Here is a 19,695-nt window from a genome sequence, read left to right as displayed (position 1 = left end):
CAGTTTACTCAGTAAAAATGTAAAATAGTGCAAATATTTATAAAGTTCACAAAAAGTTCACAAATTATTTTTCTTCCGGAAGCAGACCCGTCTTCAATTCATCAGATGATCGTTCCCAGAGCCCTTGGTCATGCTTCTGAAGAAATTCAGCAAGCACCTGCTTTGAGCTGTCATCCATTTTATCCACGATAATGCGGCGCTTCATTGATTTATCCATTAAATTCACATGCTCCGGCAATGACTTATAGCCTCTGCGGATACTTCTGTCCACTGTCATTTCACAAGCCGTCACACCCGCGTAATAAGGGCCTTCTTCTTTTCTGTCAATGGTGACCCAGACGAGCCAGTACGGTTTTCCGTTCGGCACTTCATCCTTGTTCGGCAGGAATTTGATCCCTTTTTCCACGACACTGCGGGCGTGCATCGCGCCGATATCGACGAAGGCTTCCTTCTCTTCCACATCGACAAATACCGGAGAAATATTGTCAAGGCTCAGCGATCCGGCGCCGAAACCGCCATGTCCGTCGGTCGGATCACTTTTAATGATATTAAATCCGATTGTTTTTTTCTTTTTTTCTTCCATGAAAATACCCTCCTACAAAAGCGGTTGAAATATAATGGCAAAAACCTTGAGAACCCAGTCTCTTCCCTCGCTTAACAGCGGCCACACGACATAAGAGCCGACCGGTGTCACAAACAGCACGAGAAACACGATGATCCCGTAGCTCTCAAATTGAGTCATTTTCGCGCGCACCCGCGGCGGCACGAGATCCTCAATCATCCGGTAGCCGTCAAGCGGAGGAAGCGGCAGCAGGTTGAATAAACAAAGCGCGAGATTCAGCTGAATCCAAATAGAGAAAAAGCGGTCAAGCCCCATGCTGAATGCCGAAAGCAGCTCCATTCCGTAAGCATGCATCAACACTAGCAAAAAGAAACCGATAAAGGCAAGAAGCAGGTTGCTTACAGGCCCCGCGACGGAAACCAGCACCCCGGCCAGCCGCGGTCTTTTAAAGGCGCGGCGGTTCACCGGCACCGGACGGGCCCAGCCGAAACCCGCGACCAAAATAAGAATGGTTCCGAAAACATCAAGATGTTTAATCGGATTGAGCGTTAATCTTCCCTGTCTGGCCGCTGTATCATCACCGAACCGATACGCGACATACGCGTGCGCCAGTTCATGCATCGTAAATGCCACGATCAGCGTAATTACGACATAGGGCATAAGCTCCAGCGGATAATATAAAAATCTGTCCAAATGTAAAAATCCCCTTTTTTTAAAAATGCAAGATTGTCCTTCATTCAGTATACTATAAGTGATCTCTCTTCCAAAGAGAGGAAACGATAAAGGAGGATCAGCACCATGCCGCTCGTAACCGTTAAAATGCTTGAAGGCCGCACAGATGAACAAAAACGGAATCTGGTTGAAAAAGTAACAGAAGCCGTCAAAGAAACGACAGGCGCAGCCGAAGAAAAGATCATTGTCATGATTGAAGAAATGAGAAAGGATCATTACGCCGTCGCCGGCAAACGGATCAGCGATACGGAGTAATCCTTGATAAAGGCCGGCGCTGCCGCAGGCAGGCCGGCTTATTTCACAACCTTTTCAACCAGGCTGAAAAAGATTTTCTTTTCTTCCTCTGTCAATGCTTCGAACAGTTCGTCAATCAGCAGCTGCCGGTTTTCAATCATTTGCATGGCCGCCATTTTTCCCGATTCGGAAAGCGTCATCCATACCGTGCGGCGGTCTTCGTTGTTTCTCGACCTTTCCACGAACCCTTCTTTTTCTAAATGATTGAGAGCGGTTGTCGTGGCGGAAGGTGATAATGTGACCTCCTGCAATATATCTTTAATCGTGCACGTGCCGTGCCGGTAAATAATCCTCAGAATAAATCCTCTGATATTGTTGATACTCTTCGGAATTGTCGCCTCATCAAGCTTTTTCGTGCTCTTTAAATACTTTGTAAGAGCGTAATCCAGTACATTTGCTTGCAAGTTATCGTGCTTCATGCAGAAACTCCCCATTTCAAGATGCATCCATCATCATTTGTTAGTTTTTTATTACATTTTACTGATACCTTACGGAGAAAGTCAAAATTCCGGCCGGAATGCCCGCAACTTTTATCCTGCCCTGTACAGACTTTTGTCTCCCTCTTTTTTACCATATCCTTTTATGCAATGCTGGTTTTATAGAGACGATTCAGGTAAAATCATAAAGGCGGCTGATCTGATCGGATGCGGCAGACAATATGATTGGAAAAGAAAAGAAACGAAACAGACAGGGAAACAGAACACAGGATTGTTGATTACACAGAAGATGTGACACGGGTAAAAGCCAAAGAGCTTCTCTTGGTTTTTGCTTTCGGATGGAGGGATGCGTGTTGCGGAATATCCTACAAAAAAAAGACATCACCCAGCTGCTTGAACAAAGCAGAAACAGGCAGACTGCCAAAACGATGGGTGGATTTGATTTAACATTACTGGGCATCGGCGCCGTCATCGGGACGGGTGTCATGGTCCTTACAGGCATTACGGCCGCGAAAAACGCCGGGCCTTCCGTTATCTTTTCTTTTATCATTGCAGCCGTTGTCTGCAGCCTTGCAGCATTATGTTACGCCGAAATCGCTTCTGTTCTCCCGGTTTACGGAAGTGCTTATATTTACTCTTACACGACGATGGGAGAAATCATCGGCCATTTAATGGGCTGGACGCTCTTATCCGTTTATATGGTGACGGCATCCGCGGTCGCAAGCGGCTGGTCAAGTTATTTCAATAATCTGTTAGCCGAAATCGGCATGCCTTTGCCGGACAGTCTGCTGCACGTGCCGAGCCAGGGGGGCATCGTCAACCTTCCTGCCATCATCATTACTCTATTAATTGCGGTCGTTCTGTCACGCGGCTCCAAAGAGAGCAAAACATTTAATAATATAATGGTTCTCGTAAAAATCGGAATTGTTTTGCTGTTTATCATCACAGGCAGCTTTTTTGTGAAGCCGGGCAATTGGCATCCTTTTATGCCTTTTGGAATGAAAGGCGTCATCACCGGGGCTTCTGCTGTCTTTTTTGCGTTTCTCGGGTTTGACGCGATTTCCGCTTCGGCTGAAGAGGTCAAAAAACCGCAGCGCAACCTGCCGATCGGCATTATCGGTTCACTGGTGATCTGTACATTAGTATACGTCATTGTCTGTCTCGTCATGACGGGGATGGTTCCGTATACACAGCTTAATGTGCCGGAAGCCATGTCTTATGTATTGCAGACTGTCGGACAAAATGCGGTGGCAGGCGTGATCGCTGCCGGAGCGGTGATCGGACTGATGGCCGTCGTTCTCGCCCATACGTATGCGGCGACCCGTATATCTTTTGCGATGGCAAGAGACGGAATGCTGCCGAAAGTCTTTACCATTGTCGGAAAGAAATCGGGAGCGCCGATCTTTAATACGTGGCTGATCGGACTGATCAGCGCATGCATCGCGGGTTTTGTTGATCTGAAAGAGCTGTCAGATCTCTCAAACATCGGTGCGCTATTGACATTTGCCATGGTCAGTCTGTCCGTGCTGATTCTGCGCCGCACTCATAAAGATCTGCCTCGGGGATTTAAAGTGCCTTTCGTTCCCGTACTGCCGATTTTGGCCATTATCTGCTGTTTGTTTTTAATGGTCAATCTGCCGCTGAAAACGTGGCTTTATTTTGCCGCCTGGCTGATCATCGGCGTGATCGTTTACTTTTTATATTCGTACAAGCACAGCAAATTGAGACAATAAACAAAACCAGGCCCGCATTTTGCGGCCTGGTTTTTACATAAAAAAAGACGAAAGCCATCGCCTTTAACAAATGTGTTTCAGCTCTTCTATGTAGTGAAGCGCCTCATCATATTCTTCATCTGTATATTTCTGCTTGCTCTTGATCGTAAACACTTTCTCTTTCTTTTCCTCAGCTTCAAGGCCGTCAAAATACAAAATCGTAGACACCAGCTCCAGAAACCGGGATGAGCGGCTGTTGACGCTGTCGATGTACTTCTTCATATCCGGCATCGTCAGCTCCGCGTGATGTAAAAACTCAGCGCCCGTCTCCGTCAGCGAATACCGGTATTGAAAGTAGCCGCCCTTTTTTTCCTTCACCTCATCCAGAAAACCAAGATTGCACAGTTCTTCAATTCGAAGCGTCAGTTCTTCGGAATACGGGCCGTAAAAATGAAAATCATATTTTTCGTAGAAAGGATACTGCATTTTCTTCGCGATATAAATGATTTTCTGCAGCTTTTTCCGCCCGATGATTTCTCCAGAATCCGAGAACACCTTCATCAGTTTTGCATGTTCTTTCAACAAATTCCCGACATCTCCTTTTCCTTCTTTACCAAAATCCTTTTATGTCAGTCCCAGCAGCTGCCGGATTTTTAATTTTGCTTCAGGGTTTTCTGAATCGTCATAAATGAGGTCCATCGGATAGTACAGCTTATGATCCGTCCGCAGTTTTCCCGAAATGGATTCAACAATGGCGGACTGCCTGGACAGCTCTTTGATCTGGCCGTTCTGTGTTAACAGATGAATCGGCAGACGCTCCTCCTCTTCACCCGGACGGTAAAAATCATACGGCAGATCCGATGAAGAATCGACCACCAAATAATAATTGGGATCAATTCCCGCCTCTTTAAACAGAGCGGTCAGTTCAAAATAAGCCGACATTTCCTCATTCGGGTTAAATTCGGCATACTGAAACAGCTGGCGGTTAATAAAGCGGCGGCACAAGTCGGACAGAATCAGATCCTCTTCATCCTCCCAAGCCTGGAAATAATATAAAATGATGGCTTCATCAAGCTTCAGATAATCCTCAAGCGTCAGCTTCCCTTCAAAGATGGAATAAAAATGAACGGGAGCATGCGTGAAGATATACCCTTCTTCATGGAGCTGCTTCGCACGGTGGAGGATTTTCGTCAAAATGACTTCAGCGCTTCTCGTCACGGGATGAAAATACACCTGCCAATACATTTGATAGCGGCTCATAATATAGTCTTCGACGGCGTGCATGCCGCTTTGCTTAATGACGATCTGGTCCTCACGCGGACGCATCACCCTTAAAATCCGTTCCATATCAAAATGTCCGTAGCTGACGCCCGTATAGTACGCGTCCCGCTGAAGATAATCCATCCGGTCGGCGTCAATCTGGCTCGAAATCAGGCTGACCACCTGTTTGTTTCTGTATGTTTTAGCAATGACTTCTGCAACATCCTGCGGAAATCGGGGTCCCGCCTTTCTGAGAACCTGATTCACCTCGGTATCGCCGAGAATAATTTCTCTCGTAAAGTCTTCATGATCCAGATGAAAAACCTTTTCAAAGGAATGCGAAAACGGCCCATGTCCCAAATCATGCAAAAGCGCGGCGCTGAGACAGAGTTCGCGTTCATTGTCATCCCATTCAGGGCGCCCCTTAAAAACATCGTCAACCATTCTTCTGACAATCTCATAGACGCCGAGAGAATGGTTAAAACGGCTGTGTTCCGCGCCGTGAAACGTCAAATACGTCGTACCGAGCTGTTTGATCCGGCGCAGCCGCTGAAATTCACGGGTGCCGATCAAATCCCAGATCAGCTTGTCCCGCACATGAACATAGCGGTGAACGGGATCTTTAAACACTTTTTCTTCTGATAATTTTCCATTTGGATACGCCATCGTCATTCCCTCTTTTTTTTAGCCGTGATTCTATTATATCGGCTCAGTCTTTTGAAAACATCCTTGAATTTGTCCGGCGTTTTGTTCCACTTTTTCCGAAACTGATTTTTTTGAAGCAAAAAAGCCTGACCCATCGGGCGAGGCTGTCGAAAACACACATTTACTTTTTGATCTTCTTTTTCACTTTCTCAATCAGCTCGTCCTCAGTCGGCGCCGACAGCGGGCGGTTGTTTACGAAAGCAAATGATTTTTTGCGTCCGGGCCCGCAATATGACTGACAGCCGACCTCCACTTTTGCATCCGGGTCAGCTTCTTTTAAACGCGGCAGCAATGTCTTAATATTGGTGGCTTGGCAATCATCACACACTCGGAATTCATTAGCCATGATGTACGCTTCCCTTCATTCAATGTTCCTCTATGTTAAATCTTAATTTTAAAAACGAAAAAAATCACATCACATCTCATTGTACAAGGATTCATCTTATCCTGCAAGGCTCTGCGTATCTCTCATTCTTTCAGCCAATTTGTATAAATATTTTCCAATCTGGACATTCTAATACCATCAAAGATATTGGGGGTTGAGAACATTGACAAAACAAAGACAGGACGCCTGGTCAGAGGAAAACGACCTGCTGCTTGCGGAAACCGTGCTCCGTCACGTTCGGGAAGGAAGCACACAGCTGAACGCCTTTGAAGAGGTAGGCGATAAATTAAACAGAACGTCGGCAGCGTGCGGATTCAGATGGAATGCCGTCGTCCGCCATCAATACGAAAAAGCGCTTCAGCTCGCCAAAAAACAGCGGAAACAGCGGATGCGCGCGCTCGGAAACGGACAGCCGGCCAAGAAGAAACTATTATATCAGCCGCCTGCTCCGGAAGCGGATATCATGCAGGAAACCGCAGCCGAAGAGACGGTTCAAGCAGAAGCGCCTAAAGAAGACCGGCAAGCCGTCATGTCCGGCGAACATATGCCTTATGTCGATGAAAGCTTCAAGGAAGAGTTAGCTAGTTTATCACATTTGCTGGCGCCTCAGCAGCCGAGCCAAAAGGCGGAGCTCACAATGGCAGACGTCATTCAATTTCTGCAGAGCTATGAAGGCAGCGGAAAGCAAACTTCCGCCCTGCAAATGGAAAATGACCGTTTAAAACGGGAAAACCAAGAATTGCAGTCTAAAACAGAGCAGCTGGAAGCGGCCGTCGAAAAGCTCGAAAAAGACCAAAAAACCATTCAGGAAGACTACGAAACCTTGGTTAAAATTATGAACAGAGCCAGAAAACTAGTTTTATTTGAAGAAGACGAACACGCCTCCCCGTCCTTCAAAATGGACCGGAACGGCAATTTAGAAAAAATGGCCGAATAACGGAAAAACCCCCCTTTCCTTGTCATGGAAAAAGGGGTTTTTGCCATTTGTCAATGACGTACAGCCTGATCTATATTAATGTAAACATTGTTCAGGATCTTCTTCCCGCAAGGCCTGCATATCTCGGTTCCCGCCCGCACATAAGCATAAAGATTCAATTCCTCACCCCAAATGGTTCTTGGGAATTATTGCTTGATTAACTACTGTGCAATACACTGTATAGAGAATACAATTATTAGATATGATGGGAATGATAGTAAATGAGTAGCCAATTACGAAAAGGAGCGTTGGAACTTTGTGTGTTATCCCTGCTTCTTTATGAAGATTTATATGGTTATGAATTAATCAAGATCATCAGTGAAACGTTCCCTGTATCGGAGGGCACCATCTACCCCATATTACGAAGACTCACAAAAAATAACTATTTAAAAACGTATACTGCGGCTTCAGATCAAGGCCCGTCACGCAAATATTACAAAGTAACAGAAGAAGGCGCCTTTTATCATCACACATTAAAATCGGAATGGCTTGACCTGTCCGAAAAAGTGAACAGCATCATTAAGGAGGGAAAATGAATGTGTAAAGACCAATATTTAAAACATCTCCGGCGGGAAATAAAAGACCTGCCGGAATTTGAGCAAAAAGAGATACTCGCGGATATCAGCGAAATATTTGACATGGGCGGGGCTGAAGGTAAAAGCGATGAACAAATCGCCGGCAATTTAGGTAATCCAAAAACACTTGCGCGCACTCTAAAAGCGGATATTTTCATCAATAATGCCCAGGAGCAGAAGACATGGCGCTCCTTTTTCAAGGCATTCGGCCTGCTGCTGGGTATGGGCATGTTCAACTTCATGTTTATGCTGACACCGTTTCTTTTTGCCTCTGTTACGGTGTTAAGTTTGATGGCGATCGGCCTTATGCTGATGACCGGATCATTCTTTCTCCTCGTAAAAGTGCCGATTGTAACAGCCATCTTTAACGGATGTATTGTCCTCGGAGCCGGTATGGCAGTGTTTATGGCCGGATTTGATCTTTCGAAACTGATATTCCGCATCTTTTTGCGCTATTTCAAATGGAATGTCAGCGTTGTAAGGAGGGAAACCATTGAATCGGAAAATGTGGTATAGCATTGCTCTCATTTTAATCGCCGCCGGTCTGATCGGAAGCATGTTCTTCGGTTTTGACGGCTTTTATCCTAATTCATAAGGAAGGTGTGCAAATATCATGACTGAACCGGCCCTGATATTGAAAAATGTGTCTAAAACCATCAATCATACTCCGATTGTACAGTCAATTTCTTTCGATGTGAGAAAAGGTGAGATTTTCGGCCTTCTGGGACCGAACGGCTCGGGAAAAACCACTATTTTCAGAATGATCGTACAGCTTATTAAAAAAACGGAAGGAACCATTTCGTTCAGGGGCAGACCGGACAGCGACTTTGAATATTTTATGAAACATATCGGGGTTATCATCGAAGGCCCGGACATGTATCCGAATATGACTGCTTTGCAAAACCTGAAGTATTTTACCAGACTGCGGAGCACCTCGCTGAAAACGGATGACCTCATGAATATCCTTGCAAAAGTCGGATTAGAGCAGGCTGCCCGTAAAAAAGTGAAACATTTCTCATTAGGTATGAAACAGCGCTTGGGGCTCGCTTATTCTCTTCTTCACAATCCCGGGTTATTAATTCTGGATGAACCGATGAACGGCCTTGATCCTAAAGGAATGAAAGAATTGCGCACCATTCTTTCTGATTTAGCGAAGCAAGGGGTTTCTATTTTATTATCAAGCCATTTATTATCTGAAATGGAGGAAATTTGCGACAGGGTTGCCTATATCAAAAAGGGCCTGATTTTAGGAATTGAAGAAATGAAGAAAAGAAATGACCCTGCCCAGAAAAAGCTGTTTACCATCACGGTCAATCATCCTGAAAGGGCGAAAGAAATTTTGGAACAGGAAGGTATTCTTCAAGTACAGCAAAAAGACAGCCGCATCATTGAATTGGAAGCGGAAGAAGATACCATCCCGTACGTCATTAAATCTTTGGCAGAGAAAGAGATTCTGATTTCCCGCGTTGCTGCAAGAACTTTGTCATTGGAAGAAAAATACATGATGATTACAGATCAGGAGGACGCGGTATGAGCATATTGCATCTGGCGCAGAACGAATTCATAAAAATAACCCGAAAAAAAGGCACGCTTTTATCTCTTTTTTTCCTGTTTCTCATCGTTTTGCTGGCCGGCCTTATTATGAATCATGAGTTAGATGCTTCCTCGGATAACAACTGGAAAGAACGGCTTCTCGCCGAAAAAAAACAGGAAGAAATTGATAAACCGGCTGAAACGACGGGTGTATATTATTCGGCTGATGTTAAAAATAAAGACTATTATTTGGAGCATAACATCAACCCCTATGAATGGAACGGCTGGAGATTTTTCGGCACGGTTACTTCAAACGGGCTTGAGATTTTCGTAAGCTTAACCGCGATTTTAACCGTCAGCGGGGTTGTTTCTAAAGAGTTTGCCCTTGGGACGATTAAGTTTATCGCCACAAGCCCGAACAGAAGATGGCGGATCTTAGCATCAAAATTTCTCGCGTCCCTTCTGTTTACCGGTATGGTTTATTTGTTTTACTGTGTGAGCTGTTTGCTGATCGGCGGCGTGTTATTCGGTTTTTCCAACGCTTCATATCCGCTCGTCTATACTCATTTAAATGACAGTCTGTATACCATCAGTTCCTTAAAAGCATCCGGGATCATTCTTCTTTTGCGTTTCATTTCAATTATAAGCATTGTCACCATCGCGTTCACTTTGTCAGTATTGTTCAAAAGCCAGGCTCTCTCCCTTTGCTTATCCGTTTTACTGCTGTTTGCCGGCAGTATATTGGGCGGAACAGATTTGCTTGCTCAATTTACGTGGTATAAATTTACGCTCTTTCCGCATTTAAATCTCGTTGCTTATGTAAATAAAAGCGCGGGTGATGCGATTTCAACGTTAAACATTCCCTATTCCGTGACGGTTATAGCGATCTATTTTCTTATTTGTTTATTGATTTCTTTTTCCGTCTTTCAAAGGAGAGACATTACAGCATAGACAGAGAGGCGGCGGCATAATGAACGGACGGCAGAAAATATTGACGGTCCAGCAATTTGCCGCTGACCTTCCCTTGATCCATCGCTAAAGGGTTTAAATAACCGAAGCTCCCGCTGCTCCTCTGCTGAAAGCATAGAAATTCCCGCCCTTCCCGTATAAAAAGAGCGTCATCGAATCGAAGAAATTTCATAATGGCTGTGTATTTCGCAACGGCATCAATGTGATACTTTCTGCACTCGGCTAACATTAAACCTGAGAAAGCAAAGTCCGATGTTTTGTACCATTTTGTGAGAAAAGGCTGTAATTCTTTCATTTGCAAATAAGAGACGGCATAAAGGGCATCCGCCTGTTCTTCCTGCATGCCGCCCGGTGCCGTGAGCAAATCGGCCTCCCGTTTCAGTGCAGTTTCTAAGAAAACGATCAGCTCTTCCGGGGTCACCGCCCCAAAATAAGCTGCTAACACCATGAGGATCATAGAGGCGGGCTCTGATTTCAGTTCCTCTTGTAAACCGCGGACCATTTGTTCAAATCCGTTATGAAAAAAAATGCTTTTTGCGGCATCCATCCTGCGGTAAACATGATACGCATACGCGAACAGGACCGGATGGCATTCGTGTGTCTTTTCTCCGAAATAACGGTCTAGGAATAGAATGACTTCTTCTGTATCCTTTCTGCTTTCAAAATGATGACATGCCGCTAAACCGCAAAACAGGTGCATAAGGTCATCAGCTTCCATTTCTGCCGGCTGCAGCTGAAGGTTCTTCCAAAAACCCAGCAGCCATTCTTCTGTTTTTTTTATATTAAAATGTCCCTTTACTATCTGCATGTTCCACACTCCAGATTCAGAATCTCAATCGCCGGCAGAAGAGCCGGAGCACATTGAATGGATGGATTCTCGTTATGTATGTAATGAAGGGCTGCCTGACAGCCATAAAAAAAAGGATCGATACACGATTGGATCAATAACATAGTGCAAAGCTGTTTCATTTTTCGGCTGCTGAGACAAAACACAAGCCATTTTTGAATAGAAGCCTTCAAGCCGGGATGAAGCTGATGCTCCCCCTTATTCAAATGAAGAAGACAGTACTCAATAAACTCCAGCTCGTTTTCAGCTGTTCGTTTCCATGCGTCGCGGAGCAAAGGCTGAAACATCGAATTTTTGTAAAAACGGACTTTTTCCTGATCAAATGGCATTTCCAGTTCGTTCAGCAAACCGACTAATTCGGCGTATTTAAAATAAGGCCATTCTTTTTTTGTAAGATATCCGTTTTGCAATCCATGACGTATGATCTGATCATCCGCTTGCAATCCCTGCTTCGCTTTATACGTTTTTGACGTTAAATAGATATGAATCAATTCATTGACTATGGCCGTATTACAGTGAAACAGATCCTCCCAGCATGACTTATCAACGAAGGCTGCCGCAATCCTTTCAATATGTTCTTTTAGAGCGGAAGAATGGCTCGTCTTTCTGTAGTATTTGCAGAAGCCGGCAAACAGCTGAATGCTCTTCATATCCGGAAGCGATTGTTCAGCAAAAGATAATAAAAATTGGTCTGTCTCTTCAGCTAATCTGTTCAAGTTAATCGTTCCTTTCTGCTCTAAGACAGGCATGCGCGGCACCCGCGGCGACAAGTGTTGTATGGTAGCAGTGTTTAAACACATCTTCTCTTTGCTGTTCACCTTTCAAACCGGGTTTATGTTGATAGGTGATGCTCGGGATATTCCCTTCTTTCATTCGCCCCTGAAATATTTTATTCCAGGCTGCCTCATAGAGCGGTTTATGATTTTCTTTTTCCATGTCGATATGTAAAAAAGAGCTGCACATCAATAATTCACTGGTAATATCTAAATTCTCAAGACATATATAAATCCCGAGAAATTTCAGGACCTTTTCTTTTAAGGAGGGCAGATGATACTCTTGATCTGTAAGCGAAGAACATCCCATATCTGTTATATAAAAAATCGTATGAGTTATACTGTACGCATCATGGTCAGTCATATATGTATTTGGGATATTTTGACCGGCTGCCGTGTAGCAGTATAAATCAGAAAAATCCGTCATTTTCAAATTTACGCCTGCTCTGTGCAGACTGTACTTCAGATCCATTTTCCGAAAGGGAATTTTAGCAAGGCTTTCATCAAAACGAGACGCCGTGAATTTTTCCAGCTCCCATATCACTGAAGCCCGTGTCGGCTGATCAGTTAAGACAAGAAATTCGCCTGCAATAGCCAATCCGGCAAGGCCGTCCGGATCAAAATGAATAAATTCTTCAAGCTGATCATTATGGAGCCTTTCTGTAATAAACTCCGTTAAAACAGCAACTTCCTTATCATCTGCCTGATTTCTGATCAGGTAATTGGTAAGAAAAATAAGCTCTATAAATGTTTTAAGCCGCCATCTGAAATCGTTCGCTACTTTATGATTCATATCAAAATAATGGATATTCTCAACAATCCATGACAGTGCTCCCCGCTTAATTTCTCTTATATACTCTTGTGTCAAACTCTCACCGCCTTTTCTAAGATGCGTAGGTTCCAAACGGATGAATCTAATTCTGAACGGCTAAATCATTGATATTCAAATTCGGGTTTTGATTGTCTTCTTGGCTCGGTACTACAAGCACCCATCCGCTCCAAGCAAAGCTATTGCCTGATTGCTCAGCATCTCCGGCTAACAAATGTGTCGGGATCGTGATTCTTTTTTCCTCTTTTATTTTTTTAAAATTCATATCTCCATCTCCTCTAGTTTATAGAATTATTTGGAACCTACAACAATATATTAATCAAATAAGGGATAAATTGTAAACTAGTTTTGGAATAACGATTCTTTTTTCACTATAACTAATTAGTATATAATTACTAAAAATAAAAAAGCCCGGACCTAGTCCAAGCTTTCCTGCGTACCGAACACCTTCTCATTCCGTTCCAGCATTCGGATCAGATTTTTTTCAAATGCCATTTCTTCTTCCGGCGATAATCCGGCTGCATACAGGCGGCCGCTGCGTTCCTTCAGTTCGGTTAAAAGCGACAGCATTAAGTCCTGCACGGTAATGTCCGTTTGCAGCAATTCGCTTAATGAAGCCATCGTTTCAGGCCGGATGTCGGGGTACACGCCTTTTGTGTCATTGCTTTTGTCTTTTAAAGCGGCTTGATAGAAACGTCTGATCAGATCGGCGCGTTCGCTTCCGCTTTTATCGGCGCAGAGGTAAATCTGAACCGCGGTTCCGCCCCGCAGGCGTCTTTGTGAGATTCCCGCGAATTTCCGCCCGCCGATGCTGAGATCATAGCTGCCCGGACAATACGATCCTTTAATTTCATATGCTTCAATTTCAGCATTGTACGGACGCAGCATCCGCCGCACAAGCTCCGTCATCGCCTCGTAGCCTCTGTCGATGTCGATGCCTTTTTTCTCATCTTCAAAAATAAGCGAGATATTCAGTACGCCTTCATCGAGAACGACCGCGAGGCCTCCTGAATTGCGGACAATCACACGATAGCCTTCGTCCTCCAGCAATTTCACGCCGTCCTCTAAAAACGGCAGGCGTGTGTCCTGAATGCCGAGCACGATCGTCTGGTGGTGCACCCAAGAGCGTGCTGTCGCAGGCGATTCCCCTTTGCCTACGGAGGCGCACAGCGTATCATCCATTGCGAATGACTGCTTCGCATCAAAATAAGGACCGAGGCTGGATTGGTCAATGATTCTCCAGCTCGGCTGCATCAATAAATCAATCGGTTGCTTTCCCATCTATATTAAATCCCTTTCGTCATAGGCTTTCCATGCATTTATTATATCATTCCGCTTAAGATGATTGAAATTGACTTTTCAAAAGAGCGATGAAGATTTCTTTGTTTTTTGTGTTCTCCATAATGGAAGATTGAATGATAGACAGTTTCCGCTTTAAGGAAAATCCTTTGATCTGAAGCACGGAAATGCTGCCGTGAAGCAGATCCTTTTGCAGTACGCTTTTTGACAGAACGGAAAGACCCATTCCGCTGATCACAGCTTCCTTGACGCCCTGGTTGCTGCTGATCGTCATCATGGATTTCGGCCGCAGTCCGTTTGAATGCAGGACATGATCCAAATACTCCCTTGTCCCCGAACCTTTCTCCCTCGTCACCCACGCTTGATTTTGCAAGTCGGTGACCGGGATGTTTTTTCTGCCTGCGAGCGGGTGTCCGTTAGGTGCGGCAATGCATAATTCATCCTCCATGAACGGCTGAATGTCGAGCTCGTTTTTCCCCGTATGTCCTTCTATTAATCCGATATCGGCTTGAAGCATCCGAACCGCTTCGCTGACCTCCTCCGTGTTCCCGATCATGACGTCAAGGTTCAGTTCGGGATACTCGTCATGAAGCTTTGCGAGAAGCGGCGGCAGAATATATTCGCCGATGGTAAAGCTCGCGGCGATTTTGAGCTTCCCTTTGACATAATGATGATGGGCGTAAATTTCGGTTTTCGCCTGCTCGTACAAGAAGACCATTTGCTTCGCGCGCTGATAGAGAATGTCCCCCGTCGGCGTAGTCGTAAAGTGCTTCGGGGAGCGGTTCAGCAAGGCGGTTTGGAATTCTTTCTCCAGATTTTTAATGTGAAGGCTGACGCTCGGCTGAGAAATCATCAGCTTCTGCGCCGCTTTTGTAAAGTTTTTTTCTTCGACGACTGCAATGAATGTTTTCAGTTCCCCATAATACAAAAAGCATCGCCCCTTATCATTATTTTTCCTGATTGTTTAGATCATATAAATATATTTTACTAATGATTAAGACCGCAGTAAAGTGAAGTTATCAACCTAATGGGAAGTGACGGAGATGAAGATGGTAAAGGGTGTTTCAGTTACCGCAGGAATTGCGTTTGCGGCTTTCTATGCCAGCCGTCTGCCGTTTTTAAATTTGCTCGGAATGCTTGTCCTCGCGATGCTGATCGGAATGGTCTGGCGCGCCGTTTTCGGACAGCAGGCGGCATTCGAGCCGGGGATTCGATTCTCATGCAAATACTTGCTGAAAGCCGGTATTATCCTGCTTGGCATGAGACTGAACCTGACGGATATCTATCATGCCGGCTGGCACGTATTTGCAATTGCCATCTGCTGTATGATGGTTGCGGGTGCCGTCGTATACGGACTGTCCCGGCTGTTCCGCATTGATCAGACACTCAGCATGTTAACAGCCTGCGGCACTGCGATCTGCGGGGCGGCTGCCATTGCCGCGATCGCGCCGCAAATCAGGTCAAACGAAAATGCGACAGCCATCAGTGCAGCCGCCGTTTCGTTATTAGGAACCGTTTTTACAGTTGTATATTCTCTTTCTTATCATGTATTGGGCTTTTCTCCTGCTGCTTACGGCGCCTTTTGCGGGGCAACGCTTCATGAGGTGGCGCATGCGGCAGCAGCCGGAAGCGCCGGAGGAAAAGCAGCCGTCGAGATGGCGGTGATCGTCAAGCTGACGCGGGTCGCGCTGCTCGTCCCGGTTGCATTCATGCTTGGAATGCGGGCGCGCCGCGGCGGGAAATCAGAGACGGGCTCTGCTGCTTCACTGCCGATCCCTTGGTTTATCTTCGGATTTCTCGGAATGAGCGCCATCCACACATCAGGCATCATTTCCGCCGCGCATTCCGCGTTTCTTGTTCAAGTGTCCTATGTTTTAATCGGCATGGCAATGGCGGGTCTCGGTTTGAACGTTCATATATCGGCGTTTCGTCATAATGGCTGGCGGGCGCTCGCGGCTGGCTTGATCGGCTCTCTCTGTTTATCGCTGTTCGGCTGGGCCGCAGTGGCTTTCTTTCTATAAAAAAAAGCCGGCCTTCTTAAAAGGCCGGCTTTTTCCGGATTACAGCGCTTGAGCAGCCGTAATTAACGCAAGATTGTAGACGTCTTCCGCATTACATCCTCTGGAAAGATCGTTTACAGGCATATTTAATCCTTGCAGAATCGGTCCGACCGCTTCAAAGCCGCCTAAACGCTGAGCGATTTTGTAGCCGATGTTTCCTGCTTCAAGGCTTGGGAATACAAATACATTCGCGTCTCCTTTAATGTCGGAGTCCGGCGCTTTCTTCTCCGCAACAGACGGCACAAATGCAGCGTCAAATTGGAATTCGCCGTCAAGCGTAAGCTCAGGCGCTTTTTCCTTCGCAATTTTCACCGCTTCTGACACTTTTTCCGTCTCATCAGATTTTGCCGATCCTTTTGTAGAGAAGCTGAGCATGGCAACACGCGGGTCAATGTCAAACATTTGAGCCGTATTGGCGCTTTCAATGGCGATTTCAGCAAGGTCCTGACTGTCAGGGGCAATGTTGATCGCGCAATCAGCAAACACATATTGCTCGTCACCGCGGGCCATGATAAAGACGCCTGATGTTTTTTTCACGCCTTCTTTTGTTTTGATGATTTGCAGTGCAGGGCGCACCGTATCGGCAGTAGAATGTGCGGCTCCGCTGACAAGTCCGTCCGCGAGACCTTTGTACACAAGCATCGTGCCGAAATAGTTTTCGTCTAACAAAGCTTTGCGGGCCTGTTCTTCCGTCGCTTTGCCTTTGCGGCGTTCTACGAAAGCCTGAACGAGTTCTTCCATGCCTTCATATGTATGCGGGTCAAAAATGTCAACGCCGTCAAGTGTAAGATTTAATTCTTTCGCTTTTGCTTGAATGTCTTCTTTATTGCCGACTACGATCGGCTTTAATACCTTGTTGCCCGCCAAATTGTTGACCGCAACCAGGATACGTTCGTCCAACCCCTCAGGAAATACGATTTTCACATCTTTTCCTGCTACTTTTTCTTGTACTTTTGTAAATAAATCTGCCACGATATACCCTCCTCTATGTTGACAAAAAACGCTTACTTTTACAGCATACTCTTCTTCCAGCTAAATTCAAATAACCAACTTCTATTATAGCGCTTTCAATAAGAAATCTTATTTTTCTAACTAATTTAACTGACGGGTAGTTTACGGCTTAGTTTCTGATACAAGGGGTGGGATTATTCAAGGTTTCTCCACAGCCGAAACGGTTAAACTGTGATATAGTGAAGGCATCAATGAAAAGATATAGGAGTGAAGATACATGAGTGAGCAGCAAAAAACGAACGAGGCCGCACAAACGCTTGACGGCTGGTATGCGCTTCACGATTTCCGCACAATGGACTGGACGTCATGGAAGCAGTTATCCAGCGATGAGCGCCTGTCGATTATACATGAATTTACGGGACTGCTTGAAAAATGGGGCGTCGCCCAAAAAGAAGGCAAAGGCTCGCAAACCATCTACAGCATCGTCGGACAGAAAGCTGATTTTATGCTGATGATTCTTCGCCCGACAATGGAAGAGCTGAATGAAATCGAGCTCGAATTTAATAAATCAAAGCTTGCTGAATTTACAATCCCGGCTTATTCTTACGTGTCCGTGGTAGAGCTGAGCAACTATCTGGCAAGCGGAGAAGGCGATCCGTATGAAAATCCGCATGTCCGCGCCCGCCTGTATCCTGAGCTGCCGGAAGCGAAATATGTCTGCTTCTATCCGATGGATAAGAGAAGAAGCGGAAATGACAACTGGTACATGCTTTCTATGGATGAACGCAGAAACCTGATGAGAAGCCACGGCCTGATCGGACGGAGCTACGCAGGCAAAGTCAAACAGATTATCACGGGATCTGTCGGTTTTGACGATTATGAATGGGGCGTCACGCTCTTCAGTGATGATGTGCTTCAGTTCAAAAAGCTTGTCTATGAAATGCGTTTTGACGAGGTCAGTGCGCGCTACGGCGAATTCGGCTCATTCTTTGTCGGAAACCGATTGTCTCTCGACACGCTTCCGAAGTTTCTGCACGTGTAATAAGTTGTTAAAGCCTGATTTTAATAATCAGGCTTTTTTTTCAAAAAACCATTTACAAAATATTGAATTATTTGTAAAGTTTACTTTACGTAAAGCGAACTTTACTTTCCGAGCAATTGTTGCATCGAAATGAGGTGAAATATGAGTGAAAAATCGGTTGAAAGAAATGAGACAGAGGCATTCTTATTCACAAGAAACTTTAGCCTTGAAATTAAAAGTGTCCAGACAAACGATCATTTCAATTGAGAATGGGAAATATAATCCCTCGCTGCCTTTAGCTTTGAAAATGGCAAAGATTTTCAGAGAAAGTGTAGAGAATATATTTTTGTTAGAGGAGGAATAGAAATGAAGAGAAACTTTTTTTTAATATCATTTGTTTTTTTCATTATCGTCTCGGGAGCTTTCATCATACTATCAATCTTTACACAAACAAAACTGCCTTCAATCACTTTTTCCACGTTAACTCTTTCAATCATAAGCTATGTTCTTTGGTCAGCCTTCGCATCCTTATCGCCAAAAAAAGATGAACGGATAAAGTTTATAATCCAGAAGAGCCTGGCTCATACTGGCATGCTGACTTTCATTTATCTTTTTATCTTCTTGACTATATTTTATTTTAGATTAATCAACCTGGACAAAGAACAAATTTTACTCCTATTTTCCTCGTTATTTATAAGTACAGCGTTTTTATCAATCCTCATTCTGAATAAGAAATATTAGCAATCAGCTTTTAATAATTAGAAATCTTCATTATCATTCCACCTCGAGACCAAGCATTAAAATCTTTCCTATTAAATTGATATTCAATTGCTCATTGATCGAACACCCGCCTGTCCGGCGGGTTTTTTTATTTGTCAGAATTTAAATAAGATTTGCTGTTTTTATCATTTTTTTTACGATGTTAAGGAGATTCCATTTTGTAAAGGGGTGCTGACGGTTGTCAAAACGAACCGCATTTATTATGGGCGCCAGTCAGGGGATCGGCAAAGCGATTGCTTTGAAACTGGCGGACAATGGTTTTCATACCGTCATTAATTCGCGGGTTCCCGAAAATATTGAATCGGTGAAAGAGGAGATCCTCGCCAAGCATCCGGATGCGGGCGTCACCGTTCTGGCCGGGGATATGTCGGATCAGAAGACGAGAACCGGCATTTTTGAAGACATCAGATCAAAATGCGGACGGCTTGATGTATTGATCAACAACATTCCCGGCGGTGCGCCGGATACCTTTGAAAACTGTGATATAGAGAATATGACCAATACTTTTACGAATAAAACAATCGCTTATATCGACTCTATGAAAACAGCCGCAGCGATCATGAAACAGCACGAATCCGGCAGAATCATTAATATCGTCGGAAACCTATGGAAAGAACCCGGCGCCGACATGTTCACCAACAGCATGATGAATGCCGCTTTAATTAATGCCAGCAAAAAAATCGCCATTCAGCTTGCGCCTTTTCACATCACTGTCAACTGTCTGAACCCCGGCTTTATCGCCACGGACCGTTATCACCAATTCGTGCAGAACATGATGAAGCAAAACGGAATTTCCGAAACGGATGCGGAAGCAAGGATTGCCTCGGGCGTTCCGATGAAGCGTGTCGGAACCGCAGAAGAAACCGCGGCGCTGGCTGCCTTTCTCGCCTCGGAAGAAGCTTCTTATATTACGGTCCTGCTGCTGAATTTGTTGATTGATTTAGGAAACGCCTTTTTGAATAAGGTGGAAATTAACATTTATTAAATTATAGAAA

General features: G+C 44.8%; 24 protein-coding genes. 11 read left to right on the top strand and 13 right to left on the bottom strand.

Annotation, left to right across the window (positions count from 1 at the left end):
* Positions 1 to 64: 64 nt before the first annotated feature.
* Positions 65 to 583, bottom strand: a complete 519-nt coding sequence (locus tag ACQE26_RS05840) for a YwhD family protein (RefSeq protein WP_438420849.1) — start codon at positions 581 to 583, stop codon at positions 65 to 67.
* Positions 584 to 595: 12 nt separating this feature from the next.
* Positions 596 to 1,255 carry a site-2 protease family protein gene (locus ACQE26_RS05835; protein WP_500470948.1) on the bottom strand — a complete coding sequence of 220 codons (660 nt, stop codon included), beginning with the start codon at positions 1,253 to 1,255 and terminating at the stop codon, positions 596 to 598.
* Positions 1,256 to 1,360: 105 nt separating this feature from the next.
* On the opposite strand from ACQE26_RS05835, the gene thmT reads away from it, so the two are divergent.
* Positions 1,361 to 1,549, top strand: coding sequence for a 2-hydroxymuconate tautomerase (gene thmT / locus ACQE26_RS05830; RefSeq protein WP_003151042.1), 189 nt, complete (start codon positions 1,361 to 1,363; stop codon positions 1,547 to 1,549).
* Between the two features lie 38 nt (positions 1,550 to 1,587).
* Here the strand turns inward: thmT and ACQE26_RS05825 are convergent, their stop codons facing one another.
* Positions 1,588 to 2,007 (bottom strand): MarR family transcriptional regulator, encoded by a 420-nt coding sequence (locus ACQE26_RS05825; RefSeq protein WP_003151040.1) that lies wholly within the window; start codon positions 2,005 to 2,007, stop codon positions 1,588 to 1,590.
* A 371-nt stretch (positions 2,008 to 2,378) separates the two neighbouring features.
* On the opposite strand from ACQE26_RS05825, the gene ACQE26_RS05820 reads away from it, so the two are divergent.
* The gene (locus tag ACQE26_RS05820; RefSeq protein WP_049627592.1) at positions 2,379 to 3,758 is read left to right on the top strand and encodes an amino acid permease; all 1,380 of its coding nucleotides are present in this window, start codon (positions 2,379 to 2,381) and stop codon (positions 3,756 to 3,758) included.
* A gap of 63 nt (positions 3,759 to 3,821) precedes the next feature.
* On the opposite strand, the gene ACQE26_RS05815 is transcribed toward ACQE26_RS05820, so the two are convergent.
* The 3 genes from ACQE26_RS05815 to ACQE26_RS05805 all read right to left on the bottom strand — a co-directional run bounded on the left by ACQE26_RS05815 (position 3,822) and on the right by ACQE26_RS05805 (position 6,048).
* On the bottom strand, positions 3,822 to 4,322 hold the full coding sequence (locus ACQE26_RS05815) for a YwgA family protein (RefSeq protein ID WP_007407653.1): 501 nt from the start codon (positions 4,320 to 4,322) through the stop codon (positions 3,822 to 3,824).
* A gap of 39 nt (positions 4,323 to 4,361) precedes the next feature.
* The gene (locus tag ACQE26_RS05810; protein WP_500470947.1) at positions 4,362 to 5,663 is read right to left on the bottom strand and encodes an HD domain-containing protein; all 1,302 of its coding nucleotides are present in this window, start codon (positions 5,661 to 5,663) and stop codon (positions 4,362 to 4,364) included.
* Positions 5,664 to 5,823: 160 nt separating this feature from the next.
* Positions 5,824 to 6,048 (bottom strand): YuzB family protein, encoded by a 225-nt coding sequence (locus ACQE26_RS05805; RefSeq protein WP_003151034.1) that lies wholly within the window; start codon positions 6,046 to 6,048, stop codon positions 5,824 to 5,826.
* Positions 6,049 to 6,250: 202 nt separating this feature from the next.
* Here ACQE26_RS05805 and ACQE26_RS05800 point away from each other — a divergent pair, with 202 nt between their 5' ends.
* The 5 genes from ACQE26_RS05800 (at position 6,251) to ACQE26_RS05780 (ending at position 10,122) form a co-directional block, all read left to right on the top strand.
* Positions 6,251 to 7,024 (top strand): RsfA family transcriptional regulator, encoded by a 774-nt coding sequence (locus tag ACQE26_RS05800; protein ID WP_060964015.1) that lies wholly within the window; start codon positions 6,251 to 6,253, stop codon positions 7,022 to 7,024.
* A 260-nt stretch (positions 7,025 to 7,284) separates the two neighbouring features.
* A complete protein-coding gene (locus ACQE26_RS05795; RefSeq protein WP_012118696.1) occupies positions 7,285 to 7,599 on the top strand; it encodes a PadR family transcriptional regulator in 315 nt (104 codons plus the stop codon).
* A complete protein-coding gene (locus ACQE26_RS05790) occupies positions 7,600 to 8,154 on the top strand; it encodes an HAAS signaling domain-containing protein (RefSeq protein ID WP_438420854.1) in 555 nt (184 codons plus the stop codon).
* Positions 8,155 to 8,251: 97 nt separating this feature from the next.
* Positions 8,252 to 9,172 (top strand): ATP-binding cassette domain-containing protein, encoded by a 921-nt coding sequence (locus tag ACQE26_RS05785; RefSeq protein WP_500470946.1) that lies wholly within the window; start codon positions 8,252 to 8,254, stop codon positions 9,170 to 9,172.
* Positions 9,169 to 10,122 (top strand): DUF2705 family protein, encoded by a 954-nt coding sequence (locus tag ACQE26_RS05780; RefSeq protein ID WP_500470944.1) that lies wholly within the window; start codon positions 9,169 to 9,171, stop codon positions 10,120 to 10,122. Before ACQE26_RS05785 ends, ACQE26_RS05780 begins: the two co-directional genes overlap by 4 nt.
* Here the strand turns inward: ACQE26_RS05780 and ACQE26_RS05775 are convergent.
* The 6 genes from ACQE26_RS05775 to cysL form a co-directional block, all read right to left on the bottom strand.
* On the bottom strand, positions 10,112 to 10,948 hold the full coding sequence (locus ACQE26_RS05775) for a hypothetical protein (RefSeq protein WP_500470943.1): 837 nt from the start codon (positions 10,946 to 10,948) through the stop codon (positions 10,112 to 10,114). The two genes, ACQE26_RS05780 and ACQE26_RS05775, sit on opposite strands and share 11 nt — an antisense overlap.
* Positions 10,939 to 11,736, bottom strand: coding sequence for a hypothetical protein (locus tag ACQE26_RS05770; RefSeq protein WP_500470942.1), 798 nt, complete (start codon positions 11,734 to 11,736; stop codon positions 10,939 to 10,941). Before ACQE26_RS05770 ends, ACQE26_RS05775 begins: the two co-directional genes overlap by 10 nt.
* Entirely contained in the window at positions 11,705 to 12,628 is a 924-nt protein-coding gene (locus ACQE26_RS05765) for a DUF6895 family protein (protein WP_500470941.1), read from the bottom strand. Before ACQE26_RS05765 ends, ACQE26_RS05770 begins: the two co-directional genes overlap by 32 nt.
* A gap of 46 nt (positions 12,629 to 12,674) precedes the next feature.
* The gene (locus ACQE26_RS05760) at positions 12,675 to 12,854 is read right to left on the bottom strand and encodes a hypothetical protein (protein ID WP_500470940.1); all 180 of its coding nucleotides are present in this window, start codon (positions 12,852 to 12,854) and stop codon (positions 12,675 to 12,677) included.
* Between the two features lie 152 nt (positions 12,855 to 13,006).
* The gene (lipL, locus tag ACQE26_RS05755) at positions 13,007 to 13,870 is read right to left on the bottom strand and encodes an octanoyl-[GcvH]:protein N-octanoyltransferase (protein WP_159353559.1); all 864 of its coding nucleotides are present in this window, start codon (positions 13,868 to 13,870) and stop codon (positions 13,007 to 13,009) included.
* Positions 13,871 to 13,925: 55 nt separating this feature from the next.
* Positions 13,926 to 14,816: a cysJI operon transcriptional regulator CysL gene (cysL, locus tag ACQE26_RS05750; RefSeq protein ID WP_016937573.1), complete on the bottom strand. Its 891-nt coding sequence runs from the start codon at positions 14,814 to 14,816 to the stop codon at positions 13,926 to 13,928.
* A gap of 115 nt (positions 14,817 to 14,931) precedes the next feature.
* Between cysL and ACQE26_RS05745 the strand changes: the two genes are divergently transcribed.
* The gene (locus ACQE26_RS05745; RefSeq protein ID WP_500470938.1) at positions 14,932 to 15,909 is read left to right on the top strand and encodes a YeiH family protein; all 978 of its coding nucleotides are present in this window, start codon (positions 14,932 to 14,934) and stop codon (positions 15,907 to 15,909) included.
* 39 nt (positions 15,910 to 15,948) lie between these two features.
* On the opposite strand, the gene pta is transcribed toward ACQE26_RS05745, so the two are convergent.
* A complete protein-coding gene (pta, locus tag ACQE26_RS05740) occupies positions 15,949 to 16,920 on the bottom strand; it encodes a phosphate acetyltransferase (protein WP_045926607.1) in 972 nt (323 codons plus the stop codon).
* Between the two features lie 256 nt (positions 16,921 to 17,176).
* Between pta and hemQ the strand changes: the two genes are divergently transcribed.
* The 3 genes from hemQ (at position 17,177) to bacG (ending at position 19,685) form a co-directional block, all read left to right on the top strand.
* Positions 17,177 to 17,941 (top strand): hydrogen peroxide-dependent heme synthase, encoded by a 765-nt coding sequence (gene hemQ / locus ACQE26_RS05735; RefSeq protein WP_016937570.1) that lies wholly within the window; start codon positions 17,177 to 17,179, stop codon positions 17,939 to 17,941.
* Positions 17,942 to 18,086: 145 nt separating this feature from the next.
* Entirely contained in the window at positions 18,087 to 18,284 is a 198-nt protein-coding gene (locus ACQE26_RS05730) for a helix-turn-helix transcriptional regulator (protein WP_500470937.1), read from the top strand.
* A 594-nt stretch (positions 18,285 to 18,878) separates the two neighbouring features.
* Entirely contained in the window at positions 18,879 to 19,685 is an 807-nt protein-coding gene (bacG, locus tag ACQE26_RS05725; RefSeq protein ID WP_500470935.1) for an NADPH-dependent reductase BacG, read from the top strand.
* Positions 19,686 to 19,695: the final 10 nt, after the last annotated feature.

The sequence above is a fragment of the Bacillus sp. 5RYD7K genome, assembly GCF_059831465.1.
Note: the sequence above shows the minus strand (reverse complement) of the source record. Positions and strands in the feature narration are given on the sequence as shown.